The sequence below is a fragment of the Yoonia sp. GPGPB17 genome (assembly GCF_037892195.1).
Taxonomy (GTDB): Bacteria; Pseudomonadota; Alphaproteobacteria; order Rhodobacterales; family Rhodobacteraceae; genus Yoonia.
The window spans coordinates 2,508,493-2,530,187 of record NZ_JATACI010000002.1 but is presented as its reverse complement, the minus strand read 5'-3'; the positions used below and the strand labels follow the sequence as shown (position 1 = coordinate 2,530,187).

Here is a 21,695-nt window from a genome sequence, read left to right as displayed (position 1 = left end):
CTGCTCGCCTTTCTTTCAAGATCTTGGGGTAAAATTTTCGGCGTAGAACCGATGCCAGTTATCCCCCATGATGCCCGCCACTTCGGCCGCGTTCAGGCCAGCGGCGTGCAAACCTTTCTCGATATTGCCAAAATCGCGGTTGTCCTGAAACCAACTCGGCATCGGCGGAAAGCCTGGGGCTGCGGCTGATCCTTCTCCGTAGTCAACTTCCTTGCTCCAGCGCCCGACGCGCATCCATTCGACAATGCTGTCCGGCTGATCCTGGCACAGGTCCGTGCCGATGCCCAAATGCTCTGCGCCAAATTTCTCCGCTGTTCGCGCGATCATCTCGCAGAAACTGTCCAACGTGCAGTCGGATTTGTCCCTGAGGTGATGCGGGTAAACTGAAAACCCAAGCATTCCGCCATTTTGCGTTACAGCGCGGATCACATCGTCTTTCTTGTTGCGTAGGGCGGGCGACCATTCATAAGGGTTTGCGTGGGTGATTGCGATCGGGCGCTCGGACAGATCCGCAGCTTCGATTGTCGATCGGTCAGCAGAATGGCTCATGTCAACCACCAGCCCGACGCGGTTCATTTCCTTGATCACCTGTTTGCCCATGCGGGTGATGCCTGTATCATGTGCTTCATAACAACCCGTCGCGAGCAAAGACTGGTTGTTGTATGTCAGCTGCATAAACCGCGCGCCAAGGGTGTGGAGGATTTCGATTAATCCGATGTCATCTTCCATCGGACTGGGGTTCTGGAACCCAAAGAAGATCGCTGTGCGCCCGGTTTCCCGCGCGCGCGCCACATCAGAGGCCCATTGCCCCTTCATGATCAGATCGGGGTACTCTTCAAACCAACGGTTCCACCGCTCAAAATTCAACACGGTCTCGCGAAACGTCTCGTGGTAGGAAATGGTAACGTGAACGGCATCCACGCCGCCCTCGCGCATTTGGCGAAAGATCTTTTCAGACCAGTTGGCGTATTGCAGGTTGTCGATCCGCACTACGATGGTGTCCCTGAACTGATGTATGCGGTTTTGACGATTGTGTAGAACTCTGCGGCGGCCTTGCCTTGTTCACGAGGCCCGTAAGAGCTGTCACCGCGTCCGCCGAAGGGGACGTGATAGTCTGTGCCTGCGGTCGGCAGGTTGACCATCACGCAACCCGACTGCGCGTTGCGCCGGAAGTGGGTGGCGCGGGCGAGATTGGTGGTCACAATCCCGGCGGTCAGGCCAAAGTTCGTGTCATTGACGACGCCAAGCGCCTCATCATAGCTGTCCACAGGGATCACACAGGCCAGTGGGGCGAACATCTCTTCACGGTTGATGCGCATATCATTGGTGGTGCCGACGAACACGCCGGGCGACATGTAGTAGCCTTCCGTTGGCATCTCTAGGCGCTGACCGCCGCATAGCAGTTCAGCCCCCTCTTGCGCGGCCAGATCGACATAGGCCAGATTCTCGTTCAACTGCTGTTCTGAGACGACGGGCCCCATTTGGGTGCCGTCTTCCAGCGCATGACCAACTTTCATCGCCTTGGCCCCGGCGACCAGCTTGTCAACGAACTGGTCGTGCACCGACCGGTGCACCACAAGGCGCGAAGATGCGGTGCATTTCTGGCCTGAACCGCCAAAGGCGCCACCAAGGGCCAGCGTCACCGCCAGATCAAGATCCGCGTCATCCATGACGGCCAGCGCGTTTTTCGAGCCCATCTCCATCTGCACTTTGGTCAGGTTCTGAATGGCCGTGGTGGCGATGCCCTTGCCAACCGGTACAGAGCCGGTGAAGCTGATGGCATTGACCTGCGGGCTTTCCACAAGCTGTTGGCCGATGGTGCTGCTTACCCCCATCACCAGCGAGACCAGCCCTTTGGGGATGTCCTGACGTGCGATGATCTCAACCAGGGCAACGGCGGAGGCCGCATGTGACATTGGCCGGTTTCCACACCACGGCGTTGCCGTAGCAGAGCGCGGGTGCGATTTTCCACGATGCGGTCGCTGTCGGGAAGTTCCATGGCGAGATGATGGCAACCGTGCCAACCGGTTCGCGCCGGACGTCAATTTCGATACCGTCGCGCACAGAATCAGCGTTTTCCCCAATCTGGCGCAGGCACTCTGCCGCATAATAGGTAAAGAACTGACCGGCCCGGTAGACCTCGCCTTTGCCTTCCGCAAAGGGTTTCCCCTCTTCGCGGGACAGCAAGGTGCCCAACTCGTCGGCCCGGGCCATCATTTCGGTACCGATGGCCATCAACACATTGTATTTCCGCTCAATGCCATAGGCTGCCCATTCGGCTTGCGCCTTGCGCGCCTGCGCCAAAGTGGCCTCAAGCTGATCTGGACTGGCCTGCGCAAACAGACCAACCAGATCACTCAGATCCGATGGGTTCCTGTTTTCAATCTCGCTGGGCCCAGTGACCCATTCCCCACAAATGTAGTTTCGGTTTTGCATCTGATGTTCCTGTTTTGCTTCGCGCGCCATTTGCCGAAGTTTGTTCGAGGGTACACCGACATTGAATTTCAGCCAATCAAGAACTTTAAGATACTAATTCAGGTATACTGAATTTATAGCTCACACACGAGGGCGCCGGACTGCTTCATCTTGGACACAAGCGTCAGGAACTCGCGAAGGGCTGGCGTCATCCGGCCCTGTGGTTGCGACAGCATTTGCACAGGACGCCGGATCGTTGCATCGTGTAACGGAAGAAATGCAATGTCGTCTTTTGCACCCAATGCAGCCAGTCGTGGCAGTACGGAAATTCCAACACCGGCACGTACCAACCCCAAAAGCGAAGCTGTGCTGGGCACCATGAGTTCAGAGCTTTCCAGAATAGGGAGAAAATCAGGATCCTTAATCAGGTGGCACAGACCATTGGCAATGAAGACATGGTCATTCAAATCGCGCCAGGTCAATTGATCCCAATTTTGAGCGAGGGGATGGTTCTTGTGGCAGATGACACCAAAGCGATCGCTGAATAGATCGGTGTGGATCAAATCCCCAACTGGCTGAAGCGAGCCAATGCCGATATCGGCGCGGCCGTTGATCATCTCATGACTGATGGCGGCAGAATCCATATCCCTCAAATCCAACTGAATGCCAGGGAACCGTTGAACGTATTCTTGGATAATCGAGGGTAGAACATTGATCGCCACGGAAGGCGTCACGACAAGCCGCAGGAATCCGAATTCGGACCGGCTAAGCCCTTCGATCACCGATACAGTTTTTTCGAAATGGCTCACCTCCTGGCGGGCCTCCTCGTAGATCAGCGCGCCTATGGTCGACAGTTTAGATTTGCGTGCAGTTTCAAACAGGGACACCCCGATGTGATCTTCGAATTGCTTGAGCATCATAGAAACGGCTGACGGCGTGCGTCCCAAAGCGTCAGCGGCACTCGAAAGGCTGCCATCTTTGGCGACCGCGACGAAGCACTTCAGCATATCTATCTTAATCGTCAATTTCAGGCACTCTGAATAAATTCCACCTGAATCAAGTTTGGCTTATGCGCCGTGCTATGTCCATAAGACGCGGTTAACGGCCCAGATCATCTGAGCTCTATAGTGAGAAGAGGAGTGGTGCCTCAAGAGGGACTCGAACCCCCGACCTTGTCCTTACGAAGGACCTGCTCTACCAGCTGAGCTATTGAGGCTTACCGCGCAGGCAGATACCATTGCCGTAAACACCGGGAAAGAGCTTATTTTGCCTCTTCACCTTCGACGACTACCGCCTCTTCCACGACCTTTGTTGAGGGCAAAGCATGTTCGGATGATTGCCCGACAATGAGTGGTAACATCTCTGTTCCGGCAGGCATTGCAACCTCACTGGCGGGGGGCGTTTTCCATGCCAGCGTGTCGAAGGATCCGCAGTTGTCACAGGTGGCGGCCCATGTCGCATGGATATGCTGACAGTTGTCGCAAATCCACTGCGGCCCACGCGGTGCTGTCAGCGCCTTTGTCAGCCAGCCGCGCACAACTGAGTCATCAGCACCTTCGCCCCGTTCAATCGCCGCCATCAATGTCAGATTGCGGGCTGTGGGATCTTTCTCAACCAGATCGCCCAGTGCACGTTTGGCCGACGGAAAATCCTCAGCCGAGATATGCAGTTCTGCCATCAGCATCTTTGTTTCGGGGTGGTCCATGGTTGATTTCGTCAGCGTCCTGAACCGCTTCAATCGGGCCTCTGTTTCTTCGTCTGGTGCAATTTCGGCAAAGGCCGCAGCGATATCGGGGTGTGGTTGCGCATTCCAGACCTTGGTCAGAACACGGGTGGCGTAGCGGGCGTTGCCTTCGCCAATATAGCCGCGCGCTGCCATGATCGCCGCAGGGATCAAATCCGGAGACAAGCGGTTCGCTTCAATCGCAGCTTCACGTGCTTCAATGGTTTTGCCATCGTCCAGAATATCGCGCGCTTCAGACAGGGCCAGAACAGCATCGCGCCGCTTGTGCACATCCCGTGGCAGGCTGCCTGACTTCAACTTGGCCCCAAGCGTTTTGCGTGCACCCGCCCAATCAGATTTCTCGGCTTGCAGGCGCAGCAGGATATCTTGGGTTTCCTCATGCTTGGGCTTAAGTGCAAAGGCTTTCTGTGCAAGCGCCATCGCGGTGTCGGTATCACCTTCACCCAGCTTTTGCTTCATGATCCCGCGTACGCCGACAAAACGGGTTTTGTCATCAGTCAGCAGCTTTTTGTAGGTTTCTTCGGCGGTCTTGCGATCGCCTGTCATCTCGGCGGCTTGTGCTGTTAGCAAATTGGTCAGTTGAGGCTGTTGCAGGTATTTATCCGCACGGGCTGCCTTGGTCATTGCCAAGTGACCTTCGCCAGAGGCCAGCGCCATCATGCCCTCGCTCAGGGCTTCATAACCTTTGCGCTCGCGATTGCGGTCGAAGTAGCGCGAGATTGCCGTTTCATCACCGTTGAGAAACTTGAAGGTCGCGACACAAAGCGCCAACAGCTTTAATCCCAACCACACAACAACAACCAATGCGCCGATGGCAAAGACCATTTCCAACGGGCTGAGCGTGAATTCCTGACCGGCAACATCCACCGTCGCGCCGCCATCCACTTCCATCAGCTGTGTGCCGCCGTAGGTCAATGCCGTCACGGCCAAGACAAACGCCATAATTTTAATGAGGGACCAGAGCATACGGTTCGCCTTTAGTTATCTGAAAGAGATGTAGAAAGAATATCGACGGCGGCAATCGCATCTGCACGCATTTCGGCCAGGGCCAACCACTCGGACATGTCAGCGCGGGCCACTTCTGGCAATGCGCTAATCTCGGCTAGTGCATCGGACAGGCGCCCGGTCCGAATAGCGGCTTCCGCGCGTGACAAAACAGCATCGGCGCTGTCACCTTCCTGTGGCGTGGTTGAGCGGACATCGAATTGATTGCGCATGAACGTCCCAAAGCCCGTTGTTTCTTCGCCTGATACGCCTTCGCTGCGGGCTGTCGCCAAGGCCGCACGCGCCATATCAGGGAACTGATCCTGTAAACTGGCCAGCGTTGGCACGCCGTCCTGTACGGCGATCAGGGCATCAGGGGCACTTTCACCCAAGGCCTCTTCCAGATCACCCAAGGCCGCACCAATGGGTGCGCCGCTTTCCAAGGCCGTCTGAACGCGGGCCAGGGCCGCACGCGCGGCTGCGTTGCGGGCTGCTGCTGCAGCGTTTTCTTCGATGGCGGCAGCTTGCGCGCGTGCCTCGGCCAACTCTGTCTGGGCCGCGTCTGTCATTTCGGCGATCTGGGCGCGCAGCGCGTTCATTTCGTCTGCTACACCTTCGCCTGCCGCACCCGAAACTACAGTACCAACGGGTCGTTCCTCCAAGGCAGTCAAGCGTGCAACGATGTCCGATAGCTGTGCAGCCAAACTGGCTTGTGCCGTCTCAACACTGGTCAGATCCACTTCGGGGATCGCGGCCAAGCGCTGTTCCAATGCGCTGATCTGTGATGATTGGGCGGCAATCTGATCAGCTAACGTCGTGTCTGTTGTTGGTGCCGTCAACGATGCAACGGCAAAGCCAATGATGCTTAGCGACCAGACCACCGAGCACCAAGGGAAGGAACCCGCTACCCTTTGCGGGCTGCGCAGCTTTTGGTGTTTCGGGGGCTTTGGCGCATCTGGCGCTGGGGTTGGTTTGGTTTTTTCGACAGCAGGCACAGCCGGTTTTTCGACCGTCTTTTGTTTATTGGGTGCTGCTTTGTTGTGCACTTCAGCCGGAATTGTATCGACCATCGGTTTGGTGTCAGCTACCGATCGGACGTCACGGCCTCCGTTTTGGCTGTTTTTTTTGGTTTTGCGGGCGTCTTGCGACCCTTGGCTGGCTGTTTTGCCACGTTTTCACCCTTTCAGCGCACACACCCCCGAAGTCGGCAGGTGAGAAGATAGACTATCGCGCATCATCTTGACCCTCAAGCGATGCGCGTAGGGTTAGCCGCGACCGATTTGCGCCTGCATGGCAGTTAACGTTGCTGAAAGCATCGCGTTCCCGTCGGGACTAGCGGCTAAGGTGATCTCCCGAGAGATCGTTGGCGAGACAGCCGCTTTCACGGCTTCGCTCAGTGCTACGACATGGACATGGGCCGCAAACGGCCCCTCATTGCTGAGTATCTTGGCGGTGCGCGGCGAGAAGAGAGGAAAGACAACAGAGTTTTGCGCGGAGGTGGCTGATATTGCCTCATCCGTAAGGCCAAGCACCGTTTGATCGTAGGCTACGACGTCCGTGCAGGTGATCCCGGCGGCGTTCAGTCGGGCACTCACATTGCCGCGTGTATGCGTACCGCGGATGTGCGCGACTACGCCGGTAGGCTTGTCTGCAATGATATCGGCGACCAATCCATCCGCGTCACCGGGGCCCGTGATTGTCGCAAATCCCGCAGCACGAGCCAGTCCAGCCGTTTTCGATCCAACGCACCAAGCGGTCAAGCCGATTGGCAATCCGAGCCGTTCGGCGGCTGACACGCCATTGGCTGAGGTAAAGATAACCGCGTCGGGCATGCGACAGGTGACATCCACCGGTACAATCTTGATCAAGGGTGCGATGACAATCGCTATCGGGCCATCCCATGCCGCCCGCAGCTTTGCCGCAAAGCTTGCGCTTTGGGCCTTTGGACGGGTCAGGATTACGGTGGGCGTCATGCGGGCACCATTGTTTGCGGGCTGCACCAGTGTTACCTGCGACAGACCTACACGCAACCGGAACCAACATGACACGCCCCTTGACCATCCTTGGCATCGAAAGCAGTTGTGACGATACAGCCGCGGCTGTCGTGCGGGGCAATGACGTACTTGCTTCGGTTGTTTATGGACAAACTACGCTTCACGCTGATTTTGGCGGTGTTGTGCCCGAGATCGCAGCGCGGGCGCATGCTGAAAAACTAGACCATTGCGTCGAAGAAGCGCTGGCAGATGCTGACCTTACGCTGACTGACCTCGATGGGATCGCAGTGACTGCTGGCCCCGGCCTGATTGGCGGTGTCTTGTCCGGTGTGATGTGTGCCAAGGGACTGTCAGCGGCAACCGGGTTGCCCCTGATCGGGGTGAACCATTTGGCAGGGCACGCGCTGACACCGCGCCTGACGGATCAGTTGGCTTATCCCTATCTGATGCTTCTGGTGTCAGGTGGGCACTGCCAGTTTCTTATTGTCGAAGCGCACGACAACTTCCAACGGATCGGTGGGACGATAGACGATGCGCCGGGCGAAGCCTTTGACAAGACGGCCCGCTTGCTGGGCTTACCACAGCCCGGCGGCCCAGCGGTCGAAAAGGCGGCCAGCACGGGTGACCCGAAACGCTTTTCTCTCCCACGTCCTCTTCTGAACCAACCTGGATGCGATATGTCATTTTCAGGTCTCAAGACTGCCATCTTGCGTGCGCGGGATAGTGTTGTGGCAGAAAAGGGTGGTTTGACGGTGCAGGATCAATCAGACCTGAGCGCCAGTTTTCAGGCAACCATCACCGATGTACTGATTGAAAAGACGCGACGCGCATTGGCCGAATACCTTAGCTTAGAGCCTGCCACACCTGCCTTTGCTATTGCAGGCGGCGTTGCCGCAAATGGGGTGGTCAGGCAGGGATTGATGGAGCTTTGCACCGCGTTAGACACTGATTTTGTCGCACCACCCTTGCACCTTTGCACGGATAATGCGGCGATGATCGCATACGCTGGGATCGAACGGATGACAGCTTAAGCGAGACTGATGACCTGACCCTTTCCGCCCGGCCGCGCTGGCCTTTGGACCAACGGGCGGCACCCATGCTAGGGTCGGGCAAAAAGGGGGCCAAGGCATGAAAATCGGGATTGCAGGTGGGGGTGCTTTTGGTACCGCATTGGCGGTCGCGCTTGCCTTGGATGGTAATCAAATTCAGCTTTGGGCGCGCAGCGCATCAGCGGTGGCCGAGATGCAAAGAACCCGCAGCAATCCGAAATTGCCGGGCGTTGATCTCTCACAGAATATCAACATCTCGGCAGCGTTAGACCCGCTTTTTGCCTGTGATACGGTATTGCTGGCCATTCCGGCGCAAACGCTGCCTGCGTTCCTGACGACGCATATGGACAGGCTGGATGGCAAGAATCTTGTGGCCTGTTGCAAGGGTATTGATCTTAAGCGCATGACGGGTCCTGCCAGCACGATCCGCGATCTGGTGCCGGGGGCTGTGCCTGCGATGCTGACGGGCCCCAGCTTTGCCGCTGATATCGCGCGGGGCCTGCCGACCGCGCTGACGCTGGCCTGCGCGGACGATGAAATGGGCGCGATCCTGCAAACGGCCCTTTCGACCACCAGCCTGCGGATTTATCGCACAACAGATACTGTCGGGGCAGAACTGGGTGGCGCATTGAAGAATGTTATGGCGATTGCCTCGGGTATCGCCATTGGCGCGCGCTTGGGCGAAAGCGCGCGTGCGGCGCTTATCACGCGTGGATTTCCAGAGATGCAGCGCCTAGCGCTGGCTTTGGGTGCGCAAACGGACACGTTGTCTGGGCTGTCGGGTTTTGGCGATCTGGTGCTGACCTGCACCTCGGAAGGATCGCGCAACTATCGTTATGGTCTGGCGTTGGGCACGGGTGCGGAATTTGATCAAAACACGACAGTCGAAGGCGCCGCGACCGCCCGCGCTGTACGACAGTTGGCCGATGAACTGGACATTGATATGCCCATTTGTACTGTGGTCGCTGATCTGACCGACAATAAAACCGACGTGACAACGGCACTGAACACGCTGCTGTCCCGTCCGCTAAAGGAAGAATAAATGCGCTTTGCCCTGATGACGAAAGACAAACCCGGCGCGCTGCAGACGCGGATGGACAACCGCGACGCGCATCTGGCCTATATTGCCGATACCGGCGTGGTCGAGATGGCAGGCCCCGTGCTGGATGATGGTGGGCAGATGTGTGGTTCGTTGATCGTGCTGGAGGTCGATGACCTGGCCGCGGCGCAGGCATGGGCCGATAATGACCCTTACGCCAAGGCAGGCCTGTTTGCGGACGTAACCCTGCGCGCGTGGAAAAAGGTGATTGGCTGATGGCCTACTGGTTGTTCAAATCAGAACCCGATGTCTGGGGCTGGGACGCGCAGGTTGCCAAAGGCGAGGCAGGCGAAGAATGGGACGGTGTACGCAACTATCAGGCGCGCAACAACATGCGCGCGATGAAACTGGGCGAGAAGGGGTTTTTCTACCACTCGCGCACCGGGCTTGAAGTGGTTGGTATCGTTGAAGTCTGTGCCGAGGCGCATCCTGACAGCACAACCGATGATGACCGCTGGGAGTGTGTAGATGTAAAGGCCGTGCGGCCTTTCACGAAACCGGTCACGCTGGAAACCATCAAGGCCGACCCCCGCCTTGCCGATATGGTTCTGGTCAACAACTCGCGCCTTTCTGTGCAACCGGTCAGCGACGAGGAATGGGCGCTCGTTTGCGCTTTGGGTGAAACGACAGCTTAGCCTGCCATCGGTTGGCGAACGCCTTTTATCTTAATTTGGGTCTTTTTTATTTCGCCCTGATGCCGCGTGTCTGGGATATCGCATGGCGTATATGTGTATTGTATATAAAACAAAGTTTGATTATCAAAACGCTGAGGTGTATCAACCGAAGTGATTGGCTCGGTCATCGTGAAGTTGGTGAGAGAGCAAACCGGTTTGACTATTGGTGCTGACCGACTTGAATGTCATCGCCTTGGACGCGGCGTACTGGCACGGTCGAACACCGACAAAAGGAAACATGCTCATGCAGACACAGACAGCAACGCTCACACTGCCGCTTCCCTATTGCTGGTTTGAGGCGGACACCTCTTTGCCTTCACATCGTTTTAATGAGCAACGGCTTGGGTCCGGCATGGGTGCTTTCGAAGCTGTGGCGCGTCGGGTTCAAGGCGCAACCAGCGATATCAAAGCTGATCGCAAAGACAATACGCTCGACGGTGCGCAGCGAAACTTTGATGCGTACTTCAACGTTGAGCGGGCAGACGATGAACCGGTGCCGCAGTACCGTGTCGCGCTGGGTCAAACGCTCAAAGGATGTTATCTGGACATGGCTGCCGGGGGCGTGTCACTGACCGACAAAGATCTTGAGGTTCTGGCGCTTGGACTGCACCGTCTTGCTGATTGGGCGCAGTTTCGGACAGATGAAGGCAATACTGACAGCTGGCCCGCGCTCGCGCCATCTGCCTTGTTCCGTTGGAAACAACAGCACCATCTATTCTTTGTCATCATCCACGGCATGCTTTATCTGCTTCATGTTCTGGAAGAGGCGATGGAGCGAAACCATGCCCCAGTGATCAAAGCGATCTTGCAGGATTTCGCTGAACTGATGGACGCGTCAGAAGTTGCGTTTCGTCTCGCGAGTGATTTCTCGCAAGACGCGTACGAAAACGAAATTCGCCCCGATATGCACGCCTTTGATCCCCATTTTTCCGGCTTGTTTTATGCAGACCATAAAGAGCTGATTTCGCGGATGCGCCTGTTGCGCCGTGTCAGTGACGACTTTCAGCAAGAACTTGATCACATTGATGCTGCCATCACGCAGTCATACGAAGCACACGCCTTGGTTTGCCTGCGATTTGTGGGTGAGACATCCAGCCTGGCGTCCAAAAGCGAAACACGGGTTGCCGCCGAAAGCATCAGAGAGAAATATGTGCGGCGCACCAAAAAGATCGCCGGTTTCAAGGCATAAAACCAGCGATCCAAAAACAGTTCTAACCACCTCACTAGAACCTGCCGCAATCGACTTTCATCTTGTCGCCGGTGATCGCTGACGACAGATCACTGGCATAGTAAAGCGCTGCGCGGCCGACTTCTTCGGGGGTAACCCAACGCTTCAGGGCGGCAACGTCGGTATAGTTTTCGCGTTCGATATCGCCGACAGGGCGGCCTTCGGCCTCTGAGCGCCTCTTGAGGATGCGGTCCATGTTTTCTCCTGATACTGCACCGGGCATCAGCGCGTTGACGCGTACGTTCACGGGGCCAAGTTCACGGGCCAGTGTCTCTGTAATCCCAATCAACGCGAACTTGGATGCTGTGTAAGCCGACCGCATCGGATAGCCCTGAATGCCCATCAGTGAGGACATATTGATGATTGAGCCGGATTTTTGGGCGCTCATAATCTTGGCGGCTTCTTGCAGGCAGTACATTGCGCCTACCAGATTAATGTTCATACAGCTAATCCAGTCGGACATATCGACGTCGGCGACAGGTGCGATCGGGCCTGGGCCACCTGCATTGTTCAGCAGGACATCAACTCTGCCGGTGATTTGTATCGCGTCGGCAAACATTTTTTGGACATCTGCTTGGTTCGAGACATCGCAGGCAATGGCGTGGCCGCCCACCGCGTTGGCGACGCGTTGAAGTGGCTCAATCCGGCGCCCTGTCACTACAACCTTTGCCCCTGCGTCTGCAAATATGCGCGCGGATGCTTCGCCAATGCCGCTACCCCCGCCGGTGATGATGGCGAGTTTGCCGTCCAGGCGGCAGGTGTCTGTAGAGATCAGGCTCATATCGTTTCCTTACTGAAATCGCGCCCCGGATCGAACAAGGGCAGTTCGGGCTCGCGCCCCAGAATGGCGTCCCCCATCAGTTTCCCGATGTATGGACCAATGGTGTAGCCGCCGCGCACGCAGCCAAGGACAAATGCATCTTCGACACCCGGCAAGCCGCCAGCGAGCGGGTAGAAGTCGGGCACGTTGGCCTCAAAACCCGTCCAACTGCGCAGCACACGCGCACGGCCCAAATCAGGCAAGGCGAACTGCCCAAGGGCTAGATTTGGTATGACGGTCGCAGCCGTCACTTCGCCGCGCCCTTCTTGCGGTGTACCGCGACCTTGCCAGCCACCACCGACAAGAACCGTGCCGTTGGCCTTTTGCTTCATTGTCAAAAGGCCAGTGGCATGACCAATCACATGTGACGTCAGCGGCGGCATGCGTTCCGTGACGGACACAGTGTTGATCCGCGCATTGACTGGCAGGTTTACGCCCAACATCGCCGCAACAGGTTTCAACCATGCCCCAGCAGCAAGCAACAGGCGGGTGGCATGGATTGTGCCGCTTGGCGTGTTCAGCGCAAAGCCTGTTTTGCTTAGCTCAATTGCTTTGACGGGCGAGCGCTCGCGATAGTCGATGCCTCGATCCTGCAATCGGCCTCGATAATACTGCCCGGTCAGCGATGCGTTGGCATAGCCGTCTTCGGGACAGTAGCTTGCCGCTTTCACCGCATGGGTCAGGTGTGGTTCGGCGTCCCGAAGTGCATTGTTGGACACAAAGCTGATCGGCGCACCAGCCTCGGCCTTCAGCGTTTGGCGCTCATGCAGCAATGCTTCTTCGCGGTCGTTGAACGCCAGTGTGTAGCCGCCGGTTTTGCGAAACCCGACCGCGTTGCCCATCGCCTCCCATTCATGGTGACCGCGCAGGGCATAGGGCATCAGTTTCACGCGCTTGATCTGCAAGGACAGCGTCCCGGCATTCACCCCTGACGCGCCTTGCCCCAGATCACCCTGATCCAGCACGATAGGTTGCATGCCGCCCTCGGCCAGACGCAGCGCCGCACTGCATCCCATGATACCGCCGCCGATGATCGCGATGTCACGAAGATCAGTCATAGTGGTGCGGGCTTTGGGATGGGCAAGTCTCCGTAGTTGAAATCGCCCGCTATCTCGGCCATGGGCACAGGCCGTAGAGGCGGGCGGGCTATGGGCAGCGGCACATCAGCCTCAGCCCCGTCGTCAAGTTGCGCAATAAGCCGTGCAATCGCGGTTTGGCAGAACTGGCCTCCACAAGGGCCCATGCCCGCGCGCAAGCCGGATTTGACTGCGTTGGCTGATTGCGCCCCCGAAGCGACCTCTGTCACAATAGTTGCCTGGGTCAGGCTTTCGCACCGGCACAAGATAGTCTCAGGTGTGGTCAGTACTTGATACCCCGGTTTTGGCATGTTCAGCGCTGTCATCGCCAAACCAAACCGCGCAGCGCGTGCATAGGCTTTTTTCAACCCCGGTGGCGCGGAACTGGACATCTTGCCAACATATACGGACGCGGCATGTCCAACCAGTTCCCCTTGGATTTCGGCAGCGGCGGCACCGCGAATACCTGCACCATCACCGCAGACATAAAGGCCAGGCACATCTGTTGTGCCATCCACTTGTGTTTTTGGCACCCAGCCGCCCAGCTCTGGTCGGTGTTCGATGGAAGCCCCCGCAAGCTGTGCCGCCTCAATCGCTGGGATTAACCCGTTGCCCAGACATAGGCTGTCGGCTGATATCTTTTTTGTAAGCCCTATTGGCGCACCGGTCTTATCCAGCTTTTGGAATGTGACGACATTGACGGCTGGGCCGCCCTGCACCCCAGTCGCGGCGTGACCCCAATAGATTGGCACGCGCGCCAACATCAAATCTGCAACCCAAACCGCACCGCGCCATAGCAGATCAGGCCGCTGCAACATTGCTGGCAAAGCCCGGGCCCAATCGGTGCGGGTATTTGATGTCACGATTGCCGCGACCTGACCGCCCAAGCGGCGGATTTCACTGGCGACAAAAAACACCAGAGGTCCGGTGCCTGAAACAACGGTGTTTGTGCCTGGCAAAGTTAGGTCTTGCTTGAATAAGGCGGTCGCTCCGGCAAGGCCAAAAACCCCAGGTGTCGTCCAGCCTGGGATGGGCTGCACGTATTCGCGTGCGCCCGTAGCAAGTATCAGAGCTTTGGCTTTGATCTGTATCGTTTTGCCCAATGACAGGGTGTACACAACCCACCCATTGCTATCGCGTTCGATTTGCCACACGCGGGCATCGCCAAGATGGGTGACATCGCTTGCTGCCAGATCGGACCGCAAGGCATCGCCGAGCACAGTTTCCGGGGTTGCGGGGGCTTTCACGATAGCCGCGCTTTTGGCACGCCACACCTGTCCGCCGGGTTTTGGTTGTTCGTCGACAACTGCGACACTGGCCCCAGCCCGTGCCGCCGTCATCGCGGCATTTGCTCCGGCGGGCCCGGCACCAATCACTGCAATGTCGTAGCTGTCAGACATCAGATCGTCGTTTCAAAGATGTCACCGACAGACCGTCTGTCACAAGTTGCCGACAGCTTTCAATCTGCCGACCATCAACCTGCACGATACATTCCTGGCAAAGTCCCATGCAGCAAAATGCACCGCGTGGGGCGGCATCTTCTGGGGCATCGCGCAAGTGGTGAAACCCCGCGCGGGTGAGTGCGGCCAGAACAGATTCGCCCCGATAGCTAAGCAACATTGTGCCCGTCGAATGTAAAGACGACTGGGTCTGCGCGGGTAGTCTTGCCGGAATGATCTGGCGTTAGTCGGATCATGAATAGCTGATCCCAAGATCATCAAAGGTTCGTTTGATCTTGTCGATATCTGTTTGTGTCGCTGGCAATACCGGATCACGCGGCACCCCGGCAGGTTGGCCGATCAGATTCAATGCGGCTTTGAAGGATGCAGGCCAAGTCGCCGTGCCCATCAGCATTTCGTAGAGAACGGTAAGTTGCTTGTGGGCATGACGATACGTGTCGCCGGGTGCGCGCGTCCCGATCGCCGCCATCTCAGACGGCAAAAGATCGGTGAACTCGGGCCCTGTTGCGATAAACCCTTTTGCACCCAGGGCAAAGGCAGGCATGATGTAGTGGCATGGCCCGGTCATCACAGACATCTTGCTGCCCAAGCGGTCCAGCAGATGCGTGTGGTAGAAAAAGTCACGCTGGCTTTCCTTGATCCCAATGACATTATGGTTGTTCAGCAGCGTCTCGGTTTGATCAATTGTCAGCGAAAAACCCATGCGACGTGGTGAGTTATACAGCACCAACGGCTTATCTGTGGCGGCTGATACTTTATCGAACCGGTTCATCAATTCAGCCTCGGATGCTTTCAACACATAGGTTTGGGGCATTGATAACAGGACGTCCGCGCCGTTCTCCTCTGCCGCATGAACATAGGCGAGCGAAGCATCAATTGTCGGCGCTGATATACCCATCATGATGGGCACGCGCCCCTTGGATGCGTCTTTTGCCACGCGTACCAAACGCCCGCGTTCCTCGGCTGACAAAGCCCAACTTTCACCGTTGTCACCGGCGATACATACGCATGTTGCCCCACGGCTTAAGAGGAACTCAAAGAGATCGACAAATGCGTCCTCCATAATCGCACCATTGTCGTCAAATGGTGTGGCGATGGCGGGCACATAGCCGTGCAGGTCGTCTTTGTTCATAGGGTCCTCATTGAGATGGGAGATCACAGTGAAACACCGTGCCGTATTGGGCATCGATGATGATAAGCCGGTTTGCATGATCGGGGTGGAACGTAACGGATGTGGTCCAGAGCCCCTTTGGCAGCAGCACCTCAAACAAAAGGGTGCCAAGTGTATCGAACACATACGCGCGTCCCGCTTGCGCCTGTGCGACGGCCAGCCAGCCAACGGCATTGACGGCCAGCCCATCAGGGCCCAGACCGCCGGACAAATTCAGGTATGTGCCCACCATCGGTTGACCAGTCTTGGGCAGCTTCGATGAAAAGCGCCACACCTGATTTGCGCGGGTCGCGGCGACATAGACCCACTCTCCGTCAGGAGACAAGCAGATGCCGTTTGCATATGGCACGCAATCCAGAACAAGGCGCAAGGCACCGTTCTGGGGTAGGCAGTACACCCGTCCGGTTGGATCGCTAAGCGAGGTTCGCCCACTGTCGGTGAACCAAAGCGTTCTATCAGGGCCATAGGCCATATCAGACAGGCCCAGAAAGGGTTGATCAGGCAGGCCCGTGCTTAAGTTTTCAAAACGGCCTTGGTCGTTCAGCGCAATCAGCCCGTGACGATAGTCGACTGCAATATGACGCCCATCCGGTGCAATCCGCATGGCGTGGGGTTCGCCGTCAATCTGATGCATGACGTCCCACACACCATCCGGCGAAATGCGGAAAATACGACCGTAGGGCACATCAGCCAGCCAGAGGTTTCGGTCCTCATCAAAGAACGCTGCTTCAAGGAAAGAATGCATCTGTTGCCCGGGACGCGTCATCTTTGCCCAGGCTGAAGGTTCACCCCTATGTCGCAAGGCATCTGGCAAGGTGGTGAATTCTGTCGCCGTCAGGATATGTGGTTGACGCATCATACGACCACGCCTTTCGCAACCAATGCTGCGATCTGTGAATCATCCAATCCCGCCGCACGCAGTACGTCTTTGGAGTGCTGCCCTATTTTGGGCGGACCACTTGTTAATGCAGGACCGCCCTGTGTCATATGAAATGCTGCTACCGGAAGCGTCTCGGGCGAGCCGTCCGGGTTTGGTTGGAAATAGCCGCGCGCCGCTAGTTGGGTGTTCTCAACAGCCTCGGCGAGCGAGGTTACCGGTTCTGCAGGCAAATCGGTCGCGCGCAAGTCCCGCACCCATTCCGCGCAGCTGCGAGATAGCATAACATCGACGAGCGATGCTTTTGTTGCGTCCGGCAAGGCCCAGACGTCCTCCCAAGTTTGGATCATCGCAAGTTCAGGTATCTCGTGGCCAAGCTTGGCGAGCAACACAGACAGCTTGCGGTATTGCGCGGGGTGAAACACGCCAAGTGTCAATTGCCCATCGGCTGTATCATAGGTTGTGATCCCAGCCTCTTTGCTACGCGGCGATTTTACCAGGTGCTGCACCGCTGCGACTTCGGGTGACATCATCTGCATCGCGACCTCCAGCATTGACACTGAGATATGGCAACCCTTGCCGGTCTGCACACGCTGTACCAACGCTGAAGATACGGCAAATGCCGCTGCATACCCTGTACTATAGTCAATAAAGGATACGCTCGGCTTTTCGCCCCCGCATTGTGCAATCGTCCCGCTCGCCGCTTGGATGACGTTATCATAAGCACCTGTGGCCGCGTCCGGTCCGCTGTCACCATAGCCGCTGATCGAACAGTAAATCAGCGTAGGATTGATCTGTGCCAGTGTACCATAGTCCAGTTTCAGCCGGGCCATGGCATCTGTGGTATAGTTTTCAACAAGCACATCCGCCTGCGCGACAAGAGATAGAAGCGCCTCGCGCCCATCTGGTTGCGAGATATCAAGCGCCAAAGCGCGTTTGTTGCCGCCTTGGGTTTGGTAGTTCAAACCAAGGCCCTGCGCGTTTGCTGCGGCGTCGGGACCACGTCCACGGGCGCAATCTGGATTGTGAGGTGATTCAATCTTCACGACATCGGCACCGAGCAGCGCCATTTGATAGGTGCAGAACGGCCCGGCCAAAACGTGGGTCATGTCTAGAACAGTAATGTTGCTCAATGCGCCCAATGGGTTTTCCTTCGGCTGGAGTCGTCATGAATGGCGCTTGCTTATCAGCAATGCGTCTAATATACAAAACATTGTTCCGGATGCAATACGGCAATCACATGACCTATGTTCTACACCGCTCACTTGGCACGCAACTTCCGTCGGTTGTTGGGGGTGAGGGGAGCTATCTGATCGATTCAGACGGCAAGCGCTATCTTGATGCTTGCGGCGGTGCGGCTGTGTCCTGTCTTGGGCATGACAATCAACGGGTCCGCGACGCCCTCAAGAAGCAGATCGACAAGATCGCTTTTGCCCATACCAGCTTTTTCACCAACGCACCTGCCGAAGAGCTTGCCGCATTTTTGATCCGGCGCGCCCCGCAGGGTACGGGTGACGGTCGGGTGATGTACCTAGGTAGCGGGTCCGAGGCGATGGAAGCCGCATTGAAACTTGCCAGACAGTATTATCTGGAACGCGGCGAAGGATCGCGCACCAAGATCATTGCGCGCAAGCCAAGCTATCATGGCAATACACTTGGCGCATTGGCAACAGGCGGTCACGAGGGCCGCCGTGCGCCCTTCCAGCCGATGCTGATGGATGTTGAACATATTGATGCTGCCTACGATTATCGCATGCGCTCAGACGGTGAGTCAGAAGAGGCATTTGGTCTGCGCATGGCCAACCTGCTCGACGCGCGCATCCAGAAGCTTGGACCCGAAAATGTTATGGCCTTTGTTGCCGAGCCTGTTGTCGGCGCGTCACTCGGCACACAGCCCGCGCCAAAGGGCTATTTCAACCGCATTCGCGAGATTTGTGATACGTATGGAGTCCTATACATCGCGGACGAGGTGATGTGTGGCATGGGCCGCACCGGAACATTGTTCGCACTGGAACAAGAAGGCATCCATGCCGACATCACGACATTGGCCAAAGGTCTGGGCGCTGGATATCAGCCGATCGCAGCTGTGATGGTCAGCGAAGGCGTGGTGTCAGCCATCAGGGATGGCAGTGGCTTGCTTTGGAACGGACACACATACATGTCGCATGCGGTCGCTGCCGCAGGCGCGTTGGCTGTACAGCAGGTGATTGAAAAGGATGATTTACTTGCCAATGTCCGTGCGCGTGGGTTGCAGTTGAAAGACGCCTTACATGCACGTTTCGGGCAGCATCCAAACGTGGGCGACATTCGTGGGCGCGGGCTGTTCTGGACGGTTGAAGTCGTCAAAGATAAAGCAACAAAAGAACCATTTCCTGTCGCGGCGAAACTATCCCCAAGAATCCAAAGCATTGCTTTGGATGAGGGCCTTATGTGCTACCCGGCGCAGGGCTGTGCTGATGGTATCAACGGTGATCACATTCTTTTGGCACCTTCCTATACCGCGACCGAGGCCGAAATAGTGCAGATCGTCGCCCATATTGGCCACGCAATCGACGCCAAGCCTAGAGGCTGTCACGCAATGACCTGCAAAACTATCCTGACCTGCGCGGTCACAGGCAACCTGATGACGCCAGAGACAAGCCCGCACCTGCCTGTAACCCCAGCCCAGATTGCCGACGAGGCTTTGAATGCTGCAAAAGCGGGGGCCTCAATTGTTCACTTGCACGTACGTGACCCCGAAACAGCGAAGGGGTCTATGGACCTTGCGCTTTACCGTGAACTGGTCGCGCGCATTCGTGAAAAGAATGAAGATGTTATCCTAAACCTGACGACGGGCGAAGGCGGCCGCTTTGTGCCTTCAAAAGATGATCCAAAGATTGCAGATCCGGGTTCAACCCTCTGCGCACCGGAAAAACGTGTGGCGCATGTTGAGGCGCTGAAGCCAGAGATTTGCACGCTCGACTTCAACACGATGTGGTCCGGCCAGGCCAGCGTGATCAATGCGCCGTGGAACCTCGAACAGATGGCCGAGCGGATCTACGCCGCTGGCGTAAAGCCGGAAATCGAAGTCTTTGACAGTGGCGATCTGCATATGGTCAAGGATTTCGTCAAACGTGGCATCATCAAGACCCCGTTGATGGTGCAAATGGTGCTTGGGGTACGGTTTGGAGCGGTCGCCAACCCGGAAACAATGGCTTTTTTGGTCAGCCAGTTACCTGAAGGGACCGAATGGGCAGCCTTTGGCATCGGGCGCATGGCCTTTCCGATGCTGGCCCAAGCGTATCTGTTGGGCGGACATGTGCGGATCGGCATGGAAGACACAGCCTATATTGCCAAGGGGGAGCATTGTCGATCAAACGCACAACTTGTCGAAAAGGGCGTGTCTATTGTTGAAAGTCTTGGTGGTAGCATCGCCACCCCTGACGAGGCGCGTCAAATTCTAGGTATCGTTTCTTAACAATGTCACTCAGCGCCTGCATATCCCAATTCGCGCGAGATTTGCAGCGCGGTTGCTTTGGTTTCGGGCACATAAAAGCTCTCGATCCGGTCAAAATCGAAGCCGCTGTCAGGGCCGGACACGTTCACGCAGGCCACGACACGCCCGGTGTTGTCGCGCACAGGCACAGCGACGCTCGACCCTCCGGGTTCGCGAAATCCCTTAGAGAAAACATAGCCCTGTTTTCGCGCAGCCTTTACGCGATCGCGCAGCATGGCAAAGGTTGTTGGCGTCTCATCTGTGAAAACCGACATCTCTATGTTCTCGCAGAACGTTTTAAGGTCATCATCAGAATGGCTACCCAACAAACACCAGCCGATGGCCGAGGCATAGGCCTGTGTCCGCGTACCGGTGACCATATTGGATACAAAGCCGCTGCGGGCCTGATGACTACCCAGATAGAGAACATCCGCCCCCTCCAACACGCTCAGATGCGCACTGACTTCCGTTCGGTCGCGCAGATTGGCCAGATAAGGACGCGCAATCGAAGTAATGGGTTGCTGGTTGAGGTAGGCAAACCCAAGATTGAGGACACGCGCCCCCAACGTATAGGTGTTTTTCTGTTCGCCATCCTTCAGAAAGCCCATTTGATTAAGTGTGTAGATCAACCGAAAAGTCGAAGACCGGCTCAGATCCATCGCGCGGCCAATGTCGCTGATCGACATGGGTTCATCCGCCGCGCCCAATATCTCCAATACGCGCAAGCCGCGTTGCAGGCCTGGAACAAAATAGACTTTGTGATTGGAAGATTCTGGCATGAGGCACCCTTGACAAGTGAACGCCGTTTTATCTGCAAAACGCTATATGCACAATAAGGAGGAGGTAGAGTGACAGATGATCTTCGCAAGAACGCCTTGCCGCCAACAAATGAAGATACCATCGGCCCGTATTTCCCGATCTACTTTCGCGACAAGACACTGGAAGATCTGACAAGCCTGGGTGAGGGGGTTGTCGGCGGCCCCCAAGGTACGCAAATCATCATCCGCGGTCGTGTCTTTGACCGGCACGGCAATCTTGCCAACGGCGTGTTGCTGGAAATCTGGCAAGCAAATGCGAAAGGCGTCTATCGTTCGCCAGCAAATGCGGGACACCCAGACGTTGATCCGTGGTTCAATGGATACGGACGCCAGCGCACCGCAACAGGTGAATACGCTTTCCGCACCATCAAGCCCGGTGCAGCAAGTGGTCGCGCGCCAAACATTACCTTCACGATCTTTTCGGACGGCATCAATCGTATCGTCACACAGATGTTCTTTGAACATCAGCCCGAGAACGATGGCGACCCTGTCTTGAACGTGTTGGGCCCCGACGATCAAGCGCGGCTGATCGCGCGTCATGATGGCCGTACCGCCGACGGCGCTGAGGTTTACCTGTTCGATATCGTGATGGCGGGCGACAATGAAACACCATTCTTTGATGATCTTGAAAGCTAGGGGACAGGCATGACAAAACTTGGCAGACAAATTGGTATTGGACCAACCGACAATACATCGGATCAGCGCACCCCACGCAAACGCTTGCGCCTGATCCCAGAACAGGCCCGTGACAGCTTTGTTCCGGTCGTGCCTGCGCGCTATGCAGCACGCGCAAATGAATGGGATATGACAC

Annotated in this window: 19 protein-coding genes, 1 tRNA gene and 3 pseudogenes; 8 read left to right on the top strand and 15 right to left on the bottom strand. The window is 56.6% G+C overall.

The annotated features are described in order from the left end of the window. Positions 1 to 15: 15 nt before the first annotated feature. The 7 genes and pseudogenes from QTO30_RS13545 to QTO30_RS13515 all read right to left on the bottom strand — a co-directional run bounded on the left by QTO30_RS13545 (position 16) and on the right by QTO30_RS13515 (position 7,116). On the bottom strand, positions 16 to 990 hold the full coding sequence (locus QTO30_RS13545; protein WP_340424624.1) for a membrane dipeptidase: 975 nt from the start codon (positions 988 to 990) through the stop codon (positions 16 to 18). Continuing rightward, a pseudogene (locus tag QTO30_RS13540) lies at positions 990 to 2,436 on the bottom strand (aldehyde dehydrogenase family protein). Before QTO30_RS13540 ends, QTO30_RS13545 begins: the two are co-directional and overlap by 1 nt. 113 nt (positions 2,437 to 2,549) lie before the next feature. After that, positions 2,550 to 3,440 carry a LysR family transcriptional regulator gene (locus tag QTO30_RS13535; protein ID WP_340424622.1) on the bottom strand — a complete coding sequence of 297 codons (891 nt, stop codon included), beginning with the start codon at positions 3,438 to 3,440 and terminating at the stop codon, positions 2,550 to 2,552. 115 nt (positions 3,441 to 3,555) lie between these two features. Beyond that, positions 3,556 to 3,631: transfer RNA gene (locus QTO30_RS13530), tRNA-Thr, on the bottom strand. Between the two features lie 45 nt (positions 3,632 to 3,676). Next, positions 3,677 to 5,125 (bottom strand): heme biosynthesis protein HemY, encoded by a 1,449-nt coding sequence (locus QTO30_RS13525; RefSeq protein ID WP_340424621.1) that lies wholly within the window; start codon positions 5,123 to 5,125, stop codon positions 3,677 to 3,679. Positions 5,126 to 5,136: 11 nt separating this feature from the next. Continuing rightward, positions 5,137 to 6,213 carry a COG4223 family protein gene (locus QTO30_RS13520; RefSeq protein WP_340424620.1) on the bottom strand — a complete coding sequence of 359 codons (1,077 nt, stop codon included), beginning with the start codon at positions 6,211 to 6,213 and terminating at the stop codon, positions 5,137 to 5,139. Between the two features lie 195 nt (positions 6,214 to 6,408). Next, on the bottom strand, positions 6,409 to 7,116 hold the full coding sequence (locus QTO30_RS13515; RefSeq protein ID WP_340424618.1) for a uroporphyrinogen-III synthase: 708 nt from the start codon (positions 7,114 to 7,116) through the stop codon (positions 6,409 to 6,411). 68 nt (positions 7,117 to 7,184) lie between these two features. On the opposite strand from QTO30_RS13515, the pseudogene tsaD reads away from it, so the two are divergent. The 5 genes and pseudogenes from tsaD (at position 7,185) to QTO30_RS13490 (ending at position 11,148) form a co-directional block, all read left to right on the top strand. After that, positions 7,185 to 8,269: pseudogene (tsaD, locus tag QTO30_RS13510) on the top strand (tRNA (adenosine(37)-N6)-threonylcarbamoyltransferase complex transferase subunit TsaD). Next, the gene (locus tag QTO30_RS13505) at positions 8,266 to 9,228 is read left to right on the top strand and encodes an NAD(P)H-dependent glycerol-3-phosphate dehydrogenase (RefSeq protein WP_340424617.1); all 963 of its coding nucleotides are present in this window, start codon (positions 8,266 to 8,268) and stop codon (positions 9,226 to 9,228) included. The pseudogene tsaD and the gene QTO30_RS13505 overlap by 4 nt, the downstream one beginning before the upstream one ends. Beyond that, a complete protein-coding gene (locus QTO30_RS13500; RefSeq protein ID WP_340424616.1) occupies positions 9,229 to 9,501 on the top strand; it encodes a YciI family protein in 273 nt (90 codons plus the stop codon). Next, positions 9,501 to 9,920: an EVE domain-containing protein gene (locus QTO30_RS13495; protein WP_340424615.1), complete on the top strand. Its 420-nt coding sequence runs from the start codon at positions 9,501 to 9,503 to the stop codon at positions 9,918 to 9,920. The genes QTO30_RS13500 and QTO30_RS13495 overlap by 1 nt, the downstream gene beginning before the upstream one ends. Positions 9,921 to 10,203: 283 nt before the next feature. Further along, positions 10,204 to 11,148, top strand: a complete 945-nt coding sequence (locus tag QTO30_RS13490) for a hypothetical protein (RefSeq protein WP_340424614.1) — start codon at positions 10,204 to 10,206, stop codon at positions 11,146 to 11,148. A gap of 34 nt (positions 11,149 to 11,182) precedes the next feature. Here the strand turns inward: QTO30_RS13490 and QTO30_RS13485 are convergent, their stop codons facing one another. From QTO30_RS13485 to QTO30_RS13460, 7 genes are all read right to left on the bottom strand, one after another. Then, positions 11,183 to 11,968 (bottom strand): SDR family NAD(P)-dependent oxidoreductase, encoded by a 786-nt coding sequence (locus QTO30_RS13485; protein WP_340424613.1) that lies wholly within the window; start codon positions 11,966 to 11,968, stop codon positions 11,183 to 11,185. Then, positions 11,965 to 13,065, bottom strand: coding sequence for an NAD(P)/FAD-dependent oxidoreductase (locus QTO30_RS13480; protein WP_340424612.1), 1,101 nt, complete (start codon positions 13,063 to 13,065; stop codon positions 11,965 to 11,967). Before QTO30_RS13480 ends, QTO30_RS13485 begins: the two co-directional genes overlap by 4 nt. Next, complete coding sequence (locus QTO30_RS13475; RefSeq protein ID WP_340424611.1) at positions 13,062 to 14,483, bottom strand: NAD(P)/FAD-dependent oxidoreductase; 1,422 nt, start codon at positions 14,481 to 14,483, stop codon at positions 13,062 to 13,064. The genes QTO30_RS13480 and QTO30_RS13475 overlap by 4 nt, the downstream gene beginning before the upstream one ends. Beyond that, positions 14,476 to 14,703, bottom strand: a complete 228-nt coding sequence (locus tag QTO30_RS22130) for a 2Fe-2S iron-sulfur cluster-binding protein (RefSeq protein WP_445327153.1) — start codon at positions 14,701 to 14,703, stop codon at positions 14,476 to 14,478. The genes QTO30_RS13475 and QTO30_RS22130 overlap by 8 nt, the downstream gene beginning before the upstream one ends. 72 nt (positions 14,704 to 14,775) lie before the next feature. Further along, positions 14,776 to 15,675 (bottom strand): dihydrodipicolinate synthase family protein, encoded by a 900-nt coding sequence (locus QTO30_RS13470; protein ID WP_340424609.1) that lies wholly within the window; start codon positions 15,673 to 15,675, stop codon positions 14,776 to 14,778. Positions 15,676 to 15,682: 7 nt separating this feature from the next. Next, the gene (locus QTO30_RS13465) at positions 15,683 to 16,573 is read right to left on the bottom strand and encodes an SMP-30/gluconolactonase/LRE family protein (RefSeq protein ID WP_340424608.1); all 891 of its coding nucleotides are present in this window, start codon (positions 16,571 to 16,573) and stop codon (positions 15,683 to 15,685) included. Continuing rightward, on the bottom strand, positions 16,570 to 17,724 hold the full coding sequence (locus QTO30_RS13460) for a CaiB/BaiF CoA transferase family protein (protein ID WP_340425938.1): 1,155 nt from the start codon (positions 17,722 to 17,724) through the stop codon (positions 16,570 to 16,572). Before QTO30_RS13460 ends, QTO30_RS13465 begins: the two co-directional genes overlap by 4 nt. A gap of 107 nt (positions 17,725 to 17,831) precedes the next feature. Between QTO30_RS13460 and QTO30_RS13455 the strand changes: the two are divergent. Together QTO30_RS13455 and QTO30_RS13450 are read left to right on the top strand one after the other, a co-directional pair. Beyond that, positions 17,832 to 19,145: pseudogene (locus tag QTO30_RS13455) on the top strand (aspartate aminotransferase family protein); the annotation flags it as partial. A 24-nt stretch (positions 19,146 to 19,169) separates the two neighbouring features. Further along, positions 19,170 to 20,048: a BKACE family enzyme gene (locus tag QTO30_RS13450; RefSeq protein ID WP_340425937.1), complete on the top strand. Its 879-nt coding sequence runs from the start codon at positions 19,170 to 19,172 to the stop codon at positions 20,046 to 20,048. 5 nt (positions 20,049 to 20,053) lie between these two features. Here QTO30_RS13450 and QTO30_RS13445 read toward each other — a convergent pair whose 3' ends face one another. Then, a complete protein-coding gene (locus QTO30_RS13445) occupies positions 20,054 to 20,845 on the bottom strand; it encodes an IclR family transcriptional regulator (RefSeq protein ID WP_340424607.1) in 792 nt (263 codons plus the stop codon). A gap of 69 nt (positions 20,846 to 20,914) precedes the next feature. Between QTO30_RS13445 and pcaG the strand changes: the two genes are divergently transcribed. Continuing rightward, a complete protein-coding gene (gene pcaG / locus QTO30_RS13440) occupies positions 20,915 to 21,520 on the top strand; it encodes a protocatechuate 3,4-dioxygenase subunit alpha (RefSeq protein ID WP_340424606.1) in 606 nt (201 codons plus the stop codon). Positions 21,521 to 21,695: the final 175 nt, after the last annotated feature.